The 18280-nt window shown below is 60.4% G+C and carries 12 protein-coding genes; 4 read left to right on the top strand and 8 right to left on the bottom strand.

The features are described from left to right. Nucleotides 1-106 precede the first annotated feature (106 nt). Together ACR3E4_RS11365 and ACR3E4_RS11360 are read left to right on the top strand one after the other, a co-directional pair. On the top strand, nt 107-1210 hold the full coding sequence (locus tag ACR3E4_RS11365; RefSeq protein WP_480535500.1) for a mandelate racemase/muconate lactonizing enzyme family protein: 1104 nt from the start codon (nt 107-109) through the stop codon (nt 1208-1210). Between the two features lie 3 nt (nt 1211-1213). Continuing rightward, on the top strand, nt 1214-2491 hold the full coding sequence (locus tag ACR3E4_RS11360; RefSeq protein WP_480535502.1) for an aspartate aminotransferase family protein: 1278 nt from the start codon (nt 1214-1216) through the stop codon (nt 2489-2491). Here ACR3E4_RS11360 and ACR3E4_RS11355 read toward each other — a convergent pair. The 5 genes from ACR3E4_RS11355 to ACR3E4_RS11335 form a co-directional block, all read right to left on the bottom strand. Then, on the bottom strand, nt 2488-3570 hold the full coding sequence (locus ACR3E4_RS11355; protein WP_480535504.1) for an ABC transporter ATP-binding protein: 1083 nt from the start codon (nt 3568-3570) through the stop codon (nt 2488-2490). The genes ACR3E4_RS11360 and ACR3E4_RS11355 overlap by 4 nt on opposite strands. A gap of 3 nt (nt 3571-3573) precedes the next feature. Beyond that, nucleotides 3574-5229 (bottom strand): alpha-glucosidase, encoded by a 1656-nt coding sequence (locus ACR3E4_RS11350; RefSeq protein ID WP_480535506.1) that lies wholly within the window; start codon nt 5227-5229, stop codon nt 3574-3576. 9 nt (nt 5230-5238) lie between these two features. Then, nucleotides 5239-6387 (bottom strand): carbohydrate ABC transporter permease, encoded by a 1149-nt coding sequence (locus ACR3E4_RS11345; protein ID WP_480535508.1) that lies wholly within the window; start codon nt 6385-6387, stop codon nt 5239-5241. 9 nt (nt 6388-6396) lie between these two features. Continuing rightward, complete coding sequence (locus tag ACR3E4_RS11340; protein WP_480535510.1) at nt 6397-7404, bottom strand: carbohydrate ABC transporter permease; 1008 nt, start codon at nt 7402-7404, stop codon at nt 6397-6399. Between the two features lie 64 nt (nt 7405-7468). Then, nucleotides 7469-8737 (bottom strand): ABC transporter substrate-binding protein, encoded by a 1269-nt coding sequence (locus ACR3E4_RS11335; protein ID WP_480535511.1) that lies wholly within the window; start codon nt 8735-8737, stop codon nt 7469-7471. Nucleotides 8738-8954: 217 nt separating this feature from the next. Here ACR3E4_RS11335 and ACR3E4_RS11330 point away from each other — a divergent pair, with 217 nt between their 5' ends. Both ACR3E4_RS11330 and ACR3E4_RS11325 read left to right on the top strand, forming a co-directional pair. Next, a complete protein-coding gene (locus ACR3E4_RS11330) occupies nt 8955-9986 on the top strand; it encodes a LacI family DNA-binding transcriptional regulator (RefSeq protein WP_480535513.1) in 1032 nt (343 codons plus the stop codon). Nucleotide 9987: 1 nt separating this feature from the next. Further along, nucleotides 9988-11298, top strand: coding sequence for a GH1 family beta-glucosidase (locus tag ACR3E4_RS11325; RefSeq protein ID WP_480535515.1), 1311 nt, complete (start codon nt 9988-9990; stop codon nt 11296-11298). Nucleotides 11299-11333: 35 nt separating this feature from the next. Here ACR3E4_RS11325 and ACR3E4_RS11320 read toward each other — a convergent pair whose 3' ends face one another. The 3 genes from ACR3E4_RS11320 to ACR3E4_RS11310 form a co-directional block, all read right to left on the bottom strand. Beyond that, nucleotides 11334-12704, bottom strand: coding sequence for an HlyD family type I secretion periplasmic adaptor subunit (locus tag ACR3E4_RS11320; protein WP_480535517.1), 1371 nt, complete (start codon nt 12702-12704; stop codon nt 11334-11336). Then, nucleotides 12701-14449 carry a type I secretion system permease/ATPase gene (locus tag ACR3E4_RS11315; RefSeq protein ID WP_480535518.1) on the bottom strand — a complete coding sequence of 583 codons (1749 nt, stop codon included), beginning with the start codon at nt 14447-14449 and terminating at the stop codon, nt 12701-12703. Before ACR3E4_RS11315 ends, ACR3E4_RS11320 begins: the two co-directional genes overlap by 4 nt. Before the next feature lie 64 nt (nt 14450-14513). Continuing rightward, nucleotides 14514-18149 (bottom strand): CHRD domain-containing protein, encoded by a 3636-nt coding sequence (locus tag ACR3E4_RS11310; protein ID WP_480535519.1) that lies wholly within the window; start codon nt 18147-18149, stop codon nt 14514-14516. Nucleotides 18150-18280 lie beyond the last annotated feature (131 nt).

Genomic DNA, 18280 nt, shown 5'->3' with positions numbered 1-18280 from the left:
GCCCCTTCATCTGGCCAAAAATATTCCGGGGAGTGAATTGGCCGCAGGCCAAGAAAGAGGCTGGCCCCTCTCCCCGCACCACGTTCAAACTCAAAGGGCAGGTTGCATGAAGATCATCAAGATATCCCTCTGGTCCATCGACCTGACCAGCCACGAGACCTATTACATGGCCGACGGCAAGACCTGCGCGACGGTTGAAACCCATGTGCTGTGCCTTGAAACGGATACCGGCCTGAAGGGCTGGGGCGAGGTCTGCCCGATCCCGCACTACCTGCCCGCCTTTGCCAAAGGCGTGCCAAGCGCAGTGGCCGAGATGGGCACCGAAATCCTCGGGATGTCTCCATTTGGGGTGGATGCCCCGATGCGCAAGCTGGATGGGTTCCTTCAGGGGCACGCCCATGCCAAGTCGATTGTCGATATCGCCTTGTGGGACCTGTTCGGCAAGGCGACGGGTCAGCCGGTTCATGCCCTTCTGGGCGGGCGGACGCGCAAGGACATGCCGCTTTATCACTCGATCACCTGTGTCGCGCCGGATGAGATGGTGCGGATCGCCCAAGCCGCATATCAGACCGGCATCCGGCAGTTTCAAGTCAAGCTGGGGGTCGAAGGTGACTGGCAGGCCGACGCGGAACGGCTGATCAAAGTGCGCGAAGCGGTAGGCCCGGGCCCGCTGGTCTATGGCGACTGGAACTGTGGTGCATCCCGCCTGCAGGCCACCCGCACCGGACGTGCCGTCGCGCATCTGGATGTCATGCTGGAACAGCCCTGCAAGACGCTGGAGGATTGCGCCGCCGTCCGTCAGGCCACCGGTTTGCCAATGAAAATCGACGAAAACGCACATGATCTGGCCTCGCTGATGCGTGCGTCGGAACTGGGCTGTATGGATGCCGTGGCCCTGAAACTGTCCAAGTTCGGCGGCCTGTCGGCGATGCGCCGCGCCCGTGATCTGACAGTTCATCTGGGGGCCGAGATTTGCGCCGAATGCACCTGGGGTTCCGATATTGTGACCGCGGCATCATTGCATTTTGCCGCCTCCACGCCGCATGGTTCGCTGATGAACACTTGCGATCTGTCCTCTTACGTCTCACCGCGCCTCTGCCCGGATGCACCGATACGTGCGGACGGTCGGATCGCGCCACCCGATGGTCCGGGGCTGGGCGTGACGCCTGACCTGGACCTCCTTGGAACTCCGATTTTGGAAATGGCCTGACACATGTTGAAGACGCACACTCAATCTGAATGGATCGCCCGCGCGCAAGCGGTTCTGCCCGCCGGGGGGTTCGGCAACTTTGACCCCGGCATCCTGATCGCGCGCGGTGAAGGCAGTCGGGTCTGGGACGAGGACGGCAAGGAATATGTCGACTATCTGATCGGCTCCGGCCCCATGCTGCTGGGCCATGGTCACCCCGAGGTTATGGAGGCGGTGCTGGAACAGCTGCCCAAGGGCATGACTTTTTTCGCCAATAACAGCAAGGGCGTGGAACTGGCCGAATCCATCGTGAACGCGGTGCCCTGCTGCGAACAGGTGCGCTTTGTCGCCTCGGGTGGCGAGGCGGATATGTACGCGATCCGGCTGGCGCGCGCCTATACCGGCAAGGACAAAATCCTGAAATTCGAAGGCGGCTATCACGGCATGAGCGCCGAAGCACAGATGAGCCTTGCGCCCGCCAAACGCGTCAATTTCCCCCAAGCCGTGCCCGACAGCGCTGGTATCCCGCAGGGCGTTGCCGATCAAATGCTGATCGCGCCGTTCAATGACCTCGAAGCGGTGGCGGCACTGCTGGCCGAGCATGACGACGTGGCCGCGATCATCGCAGAGCCGCTGCAGCGGATCGTCCCACCCGCGCCCGGCTATCTGCAAGGGCTGCGCGATCTCTGCGACAAGCACAATGTCCTGCTGATCTTCGACGAGATCGTCACCGGGTTCCGGCTGGCCTATGGCGGTGCGCAGGAACGTTACGGCGTGACGCCGGATATCTGCACGCTTGGCAAGATCATCGGCGGCGGCTTTCCTCTGGCTGCATTGGGCGCCAGCGCCGAGATCATGCAGCATTTCGACAAGGACAAAGTCGGTGCCGACAATTGGCTGATGCAACTGGGCACGCTGTCCGGCAATCCCGTCGCCTCAGCCGCAGGTCTGAAAACGATGGAGATTCTGGCCCGCGACGGCGCTTATGACCGGCTGCGCGACACAGGGCGCAAGCTGCAGGCGATGCAGTCCGACGCTTTGACCAAAGCCGGAGTCCCGCATCGGATTTGCGGTGACGAAACGCTGTTCGACATCTATTTCACGGATCAGGCCTGTCGCGACTATCGCAGTGCCGCGCATGACGATCCCGGTCGAAATGTGCGCTATAACGCGGTTCTGCGCGAGAAGGGCGTGTTCAAGGCGCCCGGGAAGCTCTATCCCTCGCTCGCGGTGACGCAGGCGGATCTGGACCTTACCGAAGAGGCGGTGCAGGCAGCCGTCGCGGCGATCACCTCGGGCTAACGACGCATCGACTGTCCATCATGGAACAGATGCACCTTCTCGGGGGCGGCCGTGACCGAAACGCTTTGCCTGCGCAGATTGCGCTGCACCCCCGGCAGCTTGGCAATCACGGCCTCCCGATCCTCGGGGGCCGCGAAATAAAGCAACGTGACTTCGCCCAGGGCCTCGGTGAAATCCACCACGCCTGAATAGATGGCGCTGCCCTCGGTCATCACCAGATCCTCGGGCCGCACGCCGATATTGACCTTTTTGCCTTCATCTGCGACCTCCGTCGGGATGGAAGAAACCGCGACACCGCCGTCATCCAGCGCAACAGTCGTGGATTCTCCGGTCGCGGTGATGGTGCCCGGCAGCAGGTTCATGGCGGGTGAGCCGATGAATTGCGCAACGAATTCATTGTCGGGCGTCTCGTAAAGCTCCAGCGGCGTTCCGACCTGCGCGATTCCCTTGTTGGCCAGAACCACAATGCGGCTGGCCAGTGTCATCGCTTCGACCTGATCATGGGTGACGTAGATCATCGTGCTGTCCGGCATCGCCTCTTTCAGACGGGCGATCTCGATCCGCGTCGCCACGCGCAGGGCGGCGTCGAGGTTCGAGAGCGGCTCGTCAAACAGATACACCTTGGGATCGCGAACGATGGCGCGGCCAATAGCGACCCGCTGGCGCTGCCCGCCGGACAATGCCTTGGGCAGACGATCCAGCAATGGTTCAAGCTGCAGAATCTGCGCGGCACGCTCTACGGCGGCATCAACCTCGGTGCCGGGCATCTTGGCGATCTTGAGCGCGAAGGCCATGTTTTCGCGCACCGTCATATGCGGATAAAGCGCATAGGACTGGAACACCATCGCGATGCCCCGTTGCGCCGGCGGAACATCGTTCACCACCTGCCCTTCGATCTCGAGCGTGCCACCGGTGATCTTTTCAAGGCCCGCGATCATCCGCAACAATGTGGATTTGCCGCAGCCCGACGGGCCGACAAAGACGATCAGTTCGCCCTGCTCGATATCAAGATCGATATGTTTCAGGACATCGACCGGACCATAGGATTTGGCCACATCCGTGAGCTTGAGTTCCGACATGGTTTACCTCTTTTCCCGAGCCAACAGACAGAATTGCGCGGCGTTCAGCGTAACCGTGCCTACGCCCCGAACGCTGCCCATCTCTTCCCCAATCAGATGCCAATCACCTTTGGGCAGGGTCACCTCGGCAGGTTCCGGCCCCAGATTGAAGGCACAGAACACCTGCTCGGTCTCATCCTCTCGAATGAAGGTCAGGGCCGATCCGATCTGTGACATTCCGGTTTGCGCACCCGACATCAGCGCCGAATGCGCGTGACGCAGCGCGATTGCGTGGCGGTAATGGTGCAGCATCGACTGCGGGTCCCGCTCCATCCGGTCGACGGCGCGTTCGGCCTGGGCAGAGCTGACCGGCAGCCAGGGGCGGCTTGTGCTGAACCCGGATTGTTCGTCCTGCGCCGCCCAGACCATGGGTGTCCGGCACCCGTCCCGGCCTTTGAATTCCGGCCAGAATTCAATGCCATAAGGGTCCTGCAAATCCTCGAACGCGACATCGGCCTCGGGCAGGCCCAACTCTTCGCCCTGATACAGACAGGCGGACCCGCGCAGGCACATCAACAGAACGGCGTGCTGACGAATGCCTGCGTCATCCAGCCCCCAGCGCGAGGTGTGACGCTGCACGTCATGATTCGAGAACGCCCAGCAGGGCCACGCATCACCGGCCCTGTCTGCCAGCTGATCAAAGACCTGTTTTGTATATGTCGCCGTCAACGTCCGTTTTTCTAGGAAATCAAAGGCATAGCACATATGCATCCGCTTATCGCCGCTGGTGTATGCGCCCATGATCTCGAGCCCGCGCTGCGCGTCGCCGACCTCACCTAGACAGGCGCGGCCTTCGTATTCATCGGTCAGCGCGCGCAGACGTTCGAGGAAGGCGATATTTTCGGGCTGGCTTTTGGAATAGAGGTGATCCTGGTGATTATACGGGTTCACCATCGGCGCGATGGTGGCATTGCGCTGATCCTCCGGAAGTCCGGGATTGTCGCGCAATTGTGCGTCGTGAAAATAGAAGTTGATCGTGTCCAGACGGAACCCGTCGACCCCCATGTCCAGCCAGAAGCGGGCCACATCCAGCACCGCATCCTGAACGTCCGGGTTATGGAAGTTCAAATCCGGTTGCGAGGTCAGAAAGTTGTGCAGGTAATACTGCAACCGCCGCGCATCCCACTGCCAGGCCGAGCCGCCAAAAATCGCCAGCCAGTTATTCGGCGGCGTGCCATCCGGTTTCGGATCTGCCCAGACATACCAGTCGGATTTCGGATTGTCCCGGCTGGTGCGGCTTTCCTTGAACCACGGATGCTGGTCCGAGGTATGAGACAGCACGAGGTCGATCATAACCCTCAGCCCAAGGCCATGCGCCTGATCCAGCAGCTCTTTGAAATCGGCCATGGTGCCGAACATCGGATCGACATCGCGGTAATCGCTGACATCATAACCGAAATCCTTCATCGGAGATTTGAAGAACGGCGAAACCCAGACTGCATCAACGCCAAGCGAGGCGATGTATTCCAGCCGCCGGGTAATCCCCTTCAGATCTCCGATTCCGTCGCCGTTGCTGTCCTGAAAGCTGCGCGGATAGACCTGATAGATCACGCCGCCCCGCCACCAGTCCGGCGTCGCTTTGGTTGCTTTGGAAAGTGTCGCGTTGTTCTGCACGTTCATCACACGCCCTTATTTGACAGACCCGGCCAGCAAACCGCGGACCAGATATTTTTGCATTGCAAAGAAGACTACCAGCGGGACCGCAATCGATACGAACGCCGCCGTGGCCAGAATTTCCCAGTTGCCGCCGCGCGTGCCCAACAACTCGACGATGCGGTTGGTCATCACCGTGGTCTGGCCGGTCGCATCGATCAGGAACACCTTGGCGACCAGCAGATCGTTCCATGTCCACAGGAACTGGAAGATCGCGAACGAGGCCAAGGCTGGAAAGCTGAGCGGCAGGATTAGTTTGGTGAAAATCTGGAACTCTGTCGCTCCATCGACCCGCGCATTCTCGATCAGGTCGCGGGGCAGCCCGGCCATGTAGTTGCGCAGCAGATAGATCGCCAGCGGCATCCCAAATCCGGTATGCGCGAGCCACACGCCCAGATATCCCTTGGGAATACCGACGCTCAGGTGAAGTTTCAGCAGCGGGATCAGCGCCAGCTGCAGCGGCACAACCAACAGACCAACCACCGCTGCGATCAGCAGGGCACGACCCGGGAAATCCATCCACGCCAGCGCATAGGCTGCAAAAGCGGCGACAAGGATCGGGATAATCGTTGCCGGGATCGTCACCGTGAGTGTATTGAAAAAGGCCTTGCCCATGCTGTCGGTGCTGTCTTCGGCCAGCAGCACCTTATGATAGTTTTGCAACGTGAATTCAGGCGGCAACTCGGCGGTCACAAAGACACGCACGCCGCGACTGCCCGAAAATTCCTCGGTGTTCTCCATCCGGTAATTGCCATCGGCGTCAACCGTGATCGTCCCGCCCTTGCGCAACTCGGCCACCTCACCCGGTTTGAACGCATCGATGGCACGAGAACTGACGCCCCAATTCGAGATTTTGGCCGTCACGCCCGCATCAAACAGGTTGCCCTCGATCACATAGAGCCCGTTTTCCAGCACCTGCGTCTCGGGCGCGGCGCTGCGCAGGGTCAGGTTCTGCTCGGACGGAAACAGCGAGCGCCACCAGCCGCTGGTCGCAATCTGATCCGCCGTTCGGAAGGACGAGATCAGCAGACCCAGCGTCGGAAACACCCACAATACCACTAGTAATACGACCGAGGCATGGACCACCCATCTGAGGGCCGGTTTGGTTCCTGCAATATCGTTCATGCCAGCCCCCTACTTCATCTCTTGGCGCGCATTGCGCACGTTCCAGATCAGGATCGGTGTCACCAGCAACATGATCACCATGGCCGAGGCCGACCCGACACCCCAGTCATTGGCGCGGAACAGCTTGTCGAACATGTAATTGGCCAACACCTGCGTTTCCCATTGCCCGTTGGTCATGGCGAATACGATGTCGAAGACCTTGAGAACGGTGATCGTGATCGTCGTCCACACCACCAGAATGGTTGTCTTGATCTGCGGCACCTTGATCTTGAAGAAAATCTGGAACGGGTTGGCGCCGTCCAGAATGGCGGCCTCGATGGTTTCCTCGGGGATACCGCGCAAGGCGGCAGATAGGATGACCATGGCAAACCCGGTCTGAATCCAGACCAGAACGATCATCAAGAAGAAACTGTTCCAGAACGGGATCGTAAGCCATGTCTGCGGCTCGGTACCGCCGAAGAAGATATAAAGCGCGTTCAGAATGCCGATCTGATCCTGTTCCGCTGGTCTTGTGTCATAGACCAGTTTCCAGATCACCGAGGCCCCGACGAACGAGATTGCCATCGGCATGAAGATCAGCGCCTTGGCCACGTTGCCCCAACGGATACGGTCGGTCAGTTGCGCCACCAGCAGCCCGAACGCGGTCGACATCGCCGGAACCACGATCAGCCAGAGCATGTTGTTGCGCATGGCCTCCCAGAATTTCGGCTCGGCCGCCATCTGGCGATAATTCTCAAGGCCAACCCATTCGTAACCGCCCCCGGGAATGCGATCGGTCAGTGACAGGCGCAGCGTTTCAAACACCGGATAAGCCAGATACAGGCCCAGCGCGAGCATCGCGGGAAACAGGAACAGCCAGGGCCGGATCATGTTGGCGCGGTTGATATTGCGCCCCGCATTCGGGCCGCGCGCCGGGAACAGAACCTTGTCCAGAAACTGGTTCGACAGATAGAAATAGCCCACACAGCCCGACACGCCGATGGCGATGGTCAGCAGGCCTTGAAATGCCGGATGCATGACGCTCTCCGTTGTGAAGGGGAATGGACGGCCCGGCGTACGGGCCGTCCGCTCTCAGACGCGCTTAATCCAGCGCATCCCAGGAGGATTGAATTTCGTCGGCCACGTCCTGAGCGGACTTGCCGCCGGTGTAATCGACCATGCCGGTCCAGAAGGTCCCGGCCCCTACGCCACCCGGCATCAGGTCGGACCCGTCAAACCGAAAGGTGGTCGCACCCAGAAGGATGTCGTTCATCTTCTTCAGCGTCGGGTCCGAGAACAATGAGGTATCGACACCTTTGTGGGGCGTCAGGAAACCGGTCAGCTGCATCCAGATTTCGTGCGCCTCGGGGGATTGCAGGTAAGCAATCAAATCATGCGCGGCAGGGCTGTCGTTGGTAATCGCCCACAGCGTGCCGGCCCCCAGTACCGGGCTGCCCAGATCCTTGCCTTCATAAGCTGGGAAGTAGAAGAAATCGGCGTCCTCACCCACAACAGTGCCTTCGGGGAAGAAGGCGGGGATGAATGATGCCTGACGGTGCAGGTAACATTGCGGCGGTGAACTGAACATGCCCTTGGGGCTGTCGCGGAAATCAGTGGTCGCCACCGCACCGGCGCCACCTGCAACATAGTCGTCATTGCGCGCGAAGGCGCCGAATTCTTCGATGGCTTCGATCACTTTGGGATCATTGAACTTCATCTCGTTCGCGACCCAGGCGTCATAATCTTCAGGCGACTGGGTGCGCAGCATCATGTCCTCGACCCAGTCCGTCGCGGGCCAGCCGGTCGCACCACCAGAGCCCAGACCGATGCACCAAGGCGTCTCTCCGTCGGCGACGATCTGATCGGTCAGCGCCTTGAGCTCTTCCATTGTGATCGGCACTTCATAACCCGCATCCTCGAAATTCTCGGGCACGTACCAGACCAGCGACTTCACATCGACCTTGTAGAAAAAGCCATACAGATGATCCTGACCGTCCGCGCCCGGATAGGTTCCCAGATCGACCCAGGACTGACCGGCGGCATAATTGTCACGAATCCAATCGCCGGTGCTGTCGCTCAACGGGGTCAGAAAACCAGACTTGGCCATGTCCGCCGCAAGGCCCGGCTGTGGGAAGACCGCCACATTCGGCGCTGAACCGGCCTCGGCATCGATTCTGATCTGCTGTTCAAAACTGTCCGATCCGACATAGGCATATTCATGCCCGGTCGCGGCGGCAAAGCCATCCAGCACCGCCTCGACGTTTTCCTGATCCGGCCCCAGCCATGGCCCGAACACAGTGACCTTGTCGGCCTGTGCCGCGCCCGCCATCAGGGCGAACGTGGCCGCGCCTGCGTAAAGCGAGTGTTTCATCAATTCTCCTCCCAATTCTCTCAGCGCAATCTTGGACTCATTTTTCAAAGCGCTTTGAATGGCGCTGTTTATGCGCTAACATTCAAATTGAGTCAACATCCTGCAACCCGAACCCCAATAATATAATATTCTTGCGGATATTCTCAAAACAACTTGACGGAGGCAGAAAATCGCAACATTAAAAAAACTGTCCAAATTTGAAGGCGCTTTGAAAAGCATGAACCTTAAGAAACTCTCGGAAATCCTTGGTCTTTCTCAGACAACCGTCAGCCGCGCACTGAACGGCTATCCCGAGGTGAATGAGAACACGCGCATCCGGGTTCAGGCCGCCGCAGACAAGCATGGATATCGCCCCAACAGCCGCGCCAAGGGGCTGGCGACGGGACGCTCCATGGTGATCGGTCATGTGATTCCCACCTCATCGCGGCACGAGATGGTGAATCCGATCTTCGGGGATTTCGTTGCCGGCGCAGCCCGAAAATACGCCGAGAACAATTATGACATGATGTTCACCCACGCGACCGACACTTCGATCGAGGCGTCCTATCGCAGCCTGTTCAACCGCGGCGCCGTGGACGGCGTCGTGCTGCAAGGCCCCAAGGTGCATGAGCCACGGATTTCCGTGCTGTCCCGGATGGGGGTGCCGTTCATCGTGCATGGCCGTTCGACCGGGGCCGACATGCCGTATGATTGGATAGACGTGAACAACCAACGCTCTTTCGAGCGTGCAACGCGGTTTCTGATCGATCTGGGCCATCGCCGGATCGCGCTGATCAATGGCCTTGAGGAGATGGACTTTGCCCAGCGCCGTCGAAACGGCTATTTGGCAGCGCTTGCCGGGGCCGGGGTCACCCCCGATCCGGCCTTGCTGCGCAGCGCCGAAATGACCGAGATTTACGGCCACCAAACCGCCTGTGAAATGCTGCAACTTGCCGACCCGCCCACCGCCATTCTGGCCTCTTCCATCATCTCGGCAGTCGGTGTCCGGCGCGCATTGGAAGACAACGGGTTGAAGATGGGCCGCGATATCTCGGTCATCGCGCATGACGACGAACTGTCCTACATGCGCAACGGGCAGGACGTGCCGATTTTCACCGCAACACGCTCATCCGTCAGACATGCCGGAGAGCTGGCTGCTGAAATGCTGATCGAACGGATCAACGCACCCAATGATCCACCAAAAACACGCCTGTTGGAGGCTGAGCTGGTTGTCGGCAACTCGACCGGGCCGGCACCGCGAAGGTCTTGATATGAAACATAAACGCTCAGATTTCCCGCAAGATTTCATGTTTGGCGTAGCAACGTCGTCCTATCAGATCGAGGGGCACGCACAGGGGGGAGCCGGGGCGACCCACTGGGACAGTTTTGCCGCCACGCCAGGCAATGTGGCAAACGCGGAGAACGGGGATCTGGCCTGCGATCACTACAACCGGTTCGAGCAGGATTTCGACCTGATCCGGGAGGCCGGATTTGATTGCTACCGGTTTTCCACCAGTTGGGCGCGGGTTCTGCCCGAAGGGCGCGGTCCGGTGAACCAAGAGGGGCTGGATTTTTACGACCGCCTCGCCGATGCGCTGTTGGAACGCGGCATCAAGCCCTGCGCCACGCTCTATCACTGGGAACTGCCCTCGCCGCTGGCCGATCTGGGCGGCTGGCGCAATCGCGATATCGCGGGTTGGTTCGCCGATTTCACGCAGGTCCTCATGGGGCGCATTGGCGACCGGATGCACAGTGTCGCGCCCATAAACGAGCCGTGGTGCGTCAGCTGGCTCAGCCATTTCGAGGGGCACCATGCCCCCGGTCTGCGCGATATCCGCGCCACCGCTCGTGCAATGCATCACGTGTTGTTGGCGCATGGCCATGCGATCCAGACCATGCGCGGCCTCGGCATGTCCAATCTGGGCGCCGTGTTCAATCTGGAATGGGCCGATCCCGCCGACAACAGCACCGGGGCACAGGCCGCCGCGACGCTTTATGACGGGATCTACAACCGCTTCTTTCTGGGCGGCGTTTTCAACAAAGCCTACCCCAAGGACGTTCTGGAAGGCCTCGAACGCCATCTGCCCGAAGGCTGGCAGGACGATTTCGAAACAATTGGCACGCCCGTCGATTGGTGCGGCCTGAACTATTACACCCGCAAGCTGATCGCGCCCGCCGACAGCCCATGGCCTTCGTTGCAAGAGGTGCCCGGCCCGCTGCCCAAAACGCAGATGGGGTGGGAGATCGACCCTGCCGCCCTCTCGCGCTTTCTGATCCGAACCGCAAAGGACCATACCGGCGACCTGCCGATCTATGTCACCGAAAACGGCATGGCGAGTGCAGAGCGGCAACAGGATCAGGACCGGATCAACTATCTTGACCTGCATCTGGCCGAGGTTCGAAAGACGCAGGACCACGGGGTTCCGGTCAAAGGATATTTCGTCTGGTCGCTGCTCGACAATTACGAATGGTCATTTGGGTATGACAAGCGTTTCGGGCTGGTTGATGTGGATTTCGAAACGCTGGAGCGAAAACCCAAAGACTCGTACTACGCCCTGCAAAAGGCGTTAGTACGCGGTTAAGAAGGCCGCCGGCAGGGTTGTCGGCGGCTTTGGGATTATTCGATGAAGGTTCGCGCCAGACGTTCCCGCAGCGGTTGCGCCAGATAGCTGAGCGCGGTGCGTTCGCCGGTGTTCACAAACAGGTCCGCAGGCATCCCCGGAACAAGTTCCAGCGACGCCACTTGTTCGGGCTGCGCCGCATCCAGCCTGATCTGCGCCAGATAATAGGGCTGCCCGGTGCGGTCATCCTCAAGACTGTCTGCCGAGATATCGGTGATCCTGCCGGTCGCCTCGGGCACTTCGCCCTGATCAAAGGCCGACAGGCGCACGCGGGTTGACTGACCGACGAACAGCTTCTCGATATCGGCGGTGTTCACCCGCGCCTCGACGATCAGGGGCTGATCGGCCGGGACAATATCCAGAATGGGCTCGCCGGGGCGGACAACGCCGCCCGAGGTAAAGACCGTCAGGCCCACCACCCGCCCGCTGACCGGAGCCGTGACCGCAACGCGCTTGCGGCGCTCTGTGGCCCCTACATATTTAGGTACAAGCGTGGCCAACTGCGCTTCGACCTGTGCCAATTCGGTCGAGACCGCCTCGGCGCGCTGGGTTTGTTGGCCGATGCTGGTCAGTTGCAGCTCGCTGATCCGGTTGCGCGCCTGCGCCTCTTGCGTGGTCAGAGAGGCTTCGACTCCGATCAAGCGTTCAACCTCGACCCGGCGGCTGTTGACGCGGTTGGCCGCGACCAACCCTTTGCCCTGCAAGGTCTCCAGATTGCCGAGTTCTTCGCGGGTGATGTCCATTTGGCGGTCGTTGGCCTGACGCTGAGCCTGCAGCCCCGCGATCTGATCCCGCAGATTTGCGATCTGCTGATCCAGCAGATTCCGCTCGGCAGTGCGTGTGCGGATTTCGGCATCGAACAGCAGTTTCTGGGTCAGGAAGGCGTCGTCCCAGTCGCGGCTGTCCATAGCAACGCGCATCAAATCGGCGACGTCTGCACGCTCAAACCGGCCCTCAGCACGGATTTGCGCGATCAGACGGGCGCGGCGCACGCTCAGTTCGCCCAACTGGCTTTTGATCACGTCCAGATTGACATCCAGATCGGTGCTGTCGAGTTCAACCAGCGTCTGCCCGGCCTGGACCACATCGCCATCGGTGACCAGAATCCGGCGCACGATGCCGCCGTCCAGATGTTCAACCGTCTTGCGATTGCCCTCGACCACAAAAGACGCCGGGGCCACGACCGCACCGTCGAGTTTCGAGGCAGCGGCCCAATAGACCGAGCCCCCGACAAAACCGGCCACGATCAGCAGGCCGAGGATCACGAAGCCCCTGATACCCGCACCGGGAAGCCTTTGCTCGGCGCGATTATAGTCTTCCAGCCGCAAAAGGCCGTGTTCGGGTGCTTTGTAAATTGCGGGAGTCATTGGGTTGCTCCTTGCTGAATGGCTGGCTGCGCCTGACGCGCGGCGATCTGAGGGTGATCCTTCGACGGCAGGCCGGTTTGCTGGCGCGGGCGCAGAATTTCGTCCTTGTCGCCAAAGCCGGTCTGCGATCCCTTGCTCAGCGTCAGGACCTTGTTCACCGCCTGCAAGGTACTGGGACGATGGGTCATTACGAATGTGATGCCCCCCCGTGCGCTGGCAGCGCTGATGGCGTTGCGCAGGGCAAGCTCGCCTTGCGCGTCCAAATCCGAGTTTGGCTCATCCAGCACCAGAATGAACGGATCGCCATACAGTGCGCGCGCCAGGGCAATGCGCTGGCGTTGACCACCGGACAGGTGGAACCCGTTGCCCAGTTGCGTGTCATAGCCATCGGGCAGGTTGCTGATCAGTCCATGCACATCGGCGGCCACGGCGGCCTCGAACACCTTGGCGTCGTCGACCGAGGTCGAAAACCGCGCAATGTTTTCGCGGATCGTGCCGTCGAACAGCTGCACATCCTGCGGCATGTACCCGATCATCTGACCCAGTTCCTGCGGGTCCCACTTTGCCATCGGCGTCCCGTCCAGCCGGATCGCGCCGCGCTGAGGGGTCCAGATGCCCGCCAACATCCGCGCCAATGTGCTCTTGCCCGAGCCGCTGTGGCCGATCACGGCCATCACGTCCCCCGCCGATAGGGCGAACTCGATACCCCCGATGGTGGCGTTGCGGGCCAATGGCGGCCCGGCCTGAGAAATCATAGCATTGACCGAGAGTTGCGGGCGCGGCAGTGCCAGCCGTTTGGGCTTTGCGGGAAAGGCTTCGTCAAGGGTTCGCAGGTTCTTGTAGGACCCACGTGCCGCCAGAAGGCCGCGCCACTGGCCGATCAGCTGATCGATAGGGGCCAGGGCACGCGCCAGAACGATGGTCGCGGCGATCATCATACCCGCCGTGGCCTGTCCGGTGATGGCCAGCGCCGCACCCAGCCCCAACATGCCCGACTGCAGCGCCATGCGGATTGTTTTGGACAAAACAGAAAAGCTGGCGATCCGGTCAGATACGCGGGTCTTCAACCCGTGCGCCTCGTGTTGCAGAGCTGTCCAGCGACGGGCGAGATCACCATTCATCCCCATCGCATGGACAAGCTCTGCATTTTGCTCACTTGTGGTGAACAAAGCGTCGGACCTGCCGCGCGCGCGGGATGCGTCCTGCATGACGCCAGCGGCGCGCGCGTTGTTGATCAGGGCCAGAATTGTAAGGATCAGCGCCCCGGCAAGGCCCAGCGCGCCCAGGTAGGGGTGCAACATGTAAAGCACCGCCAGATAGATCGGAATCCACGGTGCATCGAAAAACGCGATCAACGTGGCCCCCGAGATGAAATCGCGCAGTCCGGCGATATCCGCGGCCGGGTTGTCTGCGGCCGAGGAATTGCCCTGCAGACGGCGGCGGATCGAGGCCTGCAGCAGCGGCGCACCGATCTTCAGTTCGAACCGGGCCCCCAGCCGGTTCAGGATGCGCATCCGCATCAGATCCAACAGGCCAGTGACGATGAATACACCGCCCAGCAGCAGGGTCAGGGCGATCAGGGTATCCATGTTCTGGCTGGTCAGCACACGGTCATAGACCTGCAGCATGTAAAGCGGACCTGCGAGCATGAGAAGATTGAGGACAAGGCTGAAAAAGCCGATGGCGATAAAGCCGCCCCGCAGCGAGGCCCAGGCTGTTTTGACGGAAGATTTTTTCTGAAACATGACGGTGATCTCTTTTCAGGATGGAAGGGTGGCGACTTGCGGCGCCACCCCATTGGGTCAGTGATCAGACAACAAAGTCGTCGTCAGTCAGATCCGAGGCATTGATGCCGACCAGACGCACCGAGTTGTCGGACGAGAAGGACAGCAGCGCGTCGTTTCCGTCTTGTTCGATGGTCAGGTTGTCGCGGAAATCCGGTCCGAAATCGGTAAAATCCAGTCGGTCGATGCCGGTCTCGTATTCCTCGACCACGTCGTTGCCGAACTCACCTTCGAAGATCAGGATGTCTTCTCCGGCGCCACCAATCAGGATATCATTGCCGCCCTCACCATTCAGGATGTCATCCCCGGCCTGACCGCGCAGAACGTTGTCGCCCGAGTTACCCGACAGGATGTCGTTACCGCCATTCGGGCTGTTCACATTGTTCGAGCCGCTGATGTTTTCGAACCCGTACACCTGATCCAGCGTGGCCCCGTCCGGCGCGTTGACCGTGGCGATACCGTTGCCGTCCTCGTCGAGGTCCAGAACAACGCCCGGCCCCGCCGAGAACAGCGCGGTGTCGTTGCCCGCGCCACCGATGATGATATCCGCCCCGCCGAACGAGTGGATGACATCGTTACCCCCGGCACCGTCGAGCACGTTGAACTCGTTGTTGCCAAGGATCAGGTCATCGCCCTCGGACCCGATCACGTTTTCGAAGTCATCGACCTCGGCCAGGACCTCGCCGAACTGGATGATAGCACCGTCCTGCGGACCTACGTCGCCGACTACCAGAGGGCTGGGTACCGGACCACTGAGATCCAGATCGATCGCCACACCGTCAAAACCCGACAGGTCAATCGTGTCGCTATCACCCGAACCGACAACCCGTTCGATCGAGCTGAGGATGTCCGTCTCGATCTGGTTGTCGATGACGTCTTCGCCGATGACACCGGTTCCGCCGGTAGCGTCCACATCCAGCGTCGCGCCTGCATCGACCAGCGTGTCCTGAACAACCGGGCCGTTCTGACCAGCCGGTGCATTATGCAGGTGGATGGCTGAAACAACACCCGGGATCGGGGTTTGCAGATCGGCTTCGTTCAGGCCGGTGACGCTCAGGTCGCTGGAATAGGTGACCTCGCCGGTATGCAGGTTCTGGACCACGACCGCCGTGGCGAAGCCGGTAGCATTGCTGTCCGACAGCGGCCCGGGCTCTTGCGCCGCATCCAGCGGACCGCTGAGCGTCAGGGTGCGGATACCGTCCACGGTTTCGTCGCTTTGAACCAGCAACTGGCCACGGATCTCTCCAGCCGGGAAGTCGGTCGTGTGGATGTTGTAATACAGGTTGTTTGCAGCAGCCTGCTCCACAAAGGCAGCGCCATCCGCGATGGCCGACCCGAACTGGCCGGGTGCGGTCACGGTCTGGTTGACGACACTGACGTTGAAGCCGGTGTCACGCACGGCGGTTCCGTTGCCATTGGCATCGAGGCTGACTTTGACCGACACATCCAGATCCGAGAAATCTGCGGTGTCAAAACCTTCGCCACCTTCGATGAAGTCGTTTCCAAGGCCACCGACGATCACGTTGTCACCCTGACCGGCGATCAGAACGTCATCCCCCGCGCCGCCGTCGACGACACCGTTGATCCGACCGAAGTCCACAACGATGTCGTCTCCGGCACTCAGCAACACATTACCATTTACCACACCTTCGTCATCGTTGACGAATGTCACTGAGCCCGCCTCGGTCGCGTCAATCGCATTGACCCGACCCGAGATTTCACCTTCGTTGACGATGGCACCCAGAAGGTTCAGACCACCGTCGATACGGATACCCGCCGCTGCGTCACTGTCCTGGGAACCTGCGATCAGCCCGTCATTCTGCACCAGACCGGCAAAGCTGGCGTCTTCGACATTGCTGAACAGGCGCAGACCGTCGCCGACCTGGTTGCCTTCGATGGCATCGCCGCGCCCCTGGAAGGTGCCTTCATTGAAGATCGCAGCCGAGACCACGTCGCCATCCACGTCACCGGTTTGCAGCGAAACGGCCGAGCCGTTGTTGCCAAGTCCCGCATCCACCAGACCGGTATTGGTGAAAGTATAATTGTCGGCGGTACCGTCGGCGTAGACGGTCCCGTTGCGCTGGTTGCCAGCGCCCAGAATGTCGCCTTCGTTGCGCACATCCAGACCGAACCCGTCAATGTTCAGCGCGCGGCTGTCCGAGAACACGGTGCCGGTGTTCAGGAACTGACCGCCAGAGTGATCGCCGGTTCCGAAATACACGCCGTTCTGAATGCCCGCGATCAGGCCTGCATTGGTCAACGTGCCTTTGAAGTTCACGCCATTGACGACGCGCAGACCGGCAACGGTGCCGTTGGCCCCTTCCGACAGGATCGTGCCGGTGTTGGTGATGGTGGCGTCGGTCGTGCCGGTATTGCCGACATTGCCGATCCGCACGCCGTCGCCTGCCAGACCAACATTGGCAGCGGCATTGCCTCGACCGATGATGATGCCGTCATTGTCCAGCTCAAACGTGTTGGTGCCATCCTCGGCCCCGCCAATCTCGACCCCAAAGCCCGAGCCCTGATTGTGCTCGCCCGCGTCGATCACGCCGTTGGCCAGATTGCGGACCGAGAAATCGTCCGCCGTGCCATCGGCATAAACGGTGCCGTTGCGCAGATCGTCGGTGCCCAGAATGACGCCACCGTTGATCAGATCCACGCCGGTGCCGTCGATATTCACCGCGCGGCTGCCCGACTGGATGGTGCCGAAGTTCAGAACATCCAGATCATGCTCGGCATTGCCGATGTACAGGCCATTGCGCGCGCCTTCGATCACACCGGTCGAGGTGTTCACGATGCGGCCTTCCGAATTGGCACCATCGGCAATGCGGATACCGCCTGCGGTGCCCTGATTGCTGTCGGACGAGATCAGACCGCTGTTGTTGATATCGATCTCGGCAATGGTGCCCTCGGCCCCGTTGTTGATACGAATACCGTCACCAGCGCCCGGCGTGTTCGACGCTTCCTGACCACGACCCTGAATGGTCGCGCCAAAACCGTTGAAAATGGCATTCGACACCCGGTCGCCTGCCTCGTCGCCCACTTGCAGCGAGATACCGGCACCGAAGTTGCCCACGCCTGCGTCGATGGTACCGCCCGAGAAGTTGCTGATGCTGATATCCTCGGCGGTCGAGTTGGTATAGATCGTACCATTGCGCTGATTTCCGGTGCCGATAATGTCACCAAAGTTGCGAACGCTGACGCCTTCGCCCTGAATGTCCACCGCGCGACTGTCGGATGAGATCACTCCACCACGGAAGTTGTCCAGACGGCCCGAGCTGCCTGCGCCCGCGAACTGAACGCCATTAAATTCACCCGCAATCTCACCGAAGTTGCGGATATCGGCGCTGCCCGAGACCTGAATGCCGGTGGCCAGCGCGTCTGGGCCCGAATTGGCCTCGATGCTGCCGGTGCGGAAGTTGAATACCTGTGCATCCTCACCTTCGACCGATACGGCGGCTGCGGCGTTGTTGGTGGTGATCTGACCAAAGTTCAGAAGTCGGGCAAAATCATTGTCCAGCAGATAGGCTGGCGTGTTATCGACGACAGTTGCCTGAAAGAATCCGTTGGACAGTGTCTGCCCGTCGCGGACAGTTTCCTGGGCCAGTGACGAGGTCGTCAACAATCTGGCGCGCAAGGATACGAGAAAGTCGGAAAGCATTGGGGATCTCCCTGCATGAGTTCAAATCGGACGGACATCAAACCGGGGCCGTTTGTCCGCGTTCTCATCAGTTGCCGATCGCGCAGAGCCTTTTGAAATTCTTCCTTCGAATGGGGTGTATAACCTGCGCG

Source organism: Ruegeria sp. AP11 (assembly GCF_056535865.1).
The sequence above is the reverse complement of the archived record's forward strand: the minus strand, read 5'-3'. Positions and strand labels throughout refer to the sequence as shown.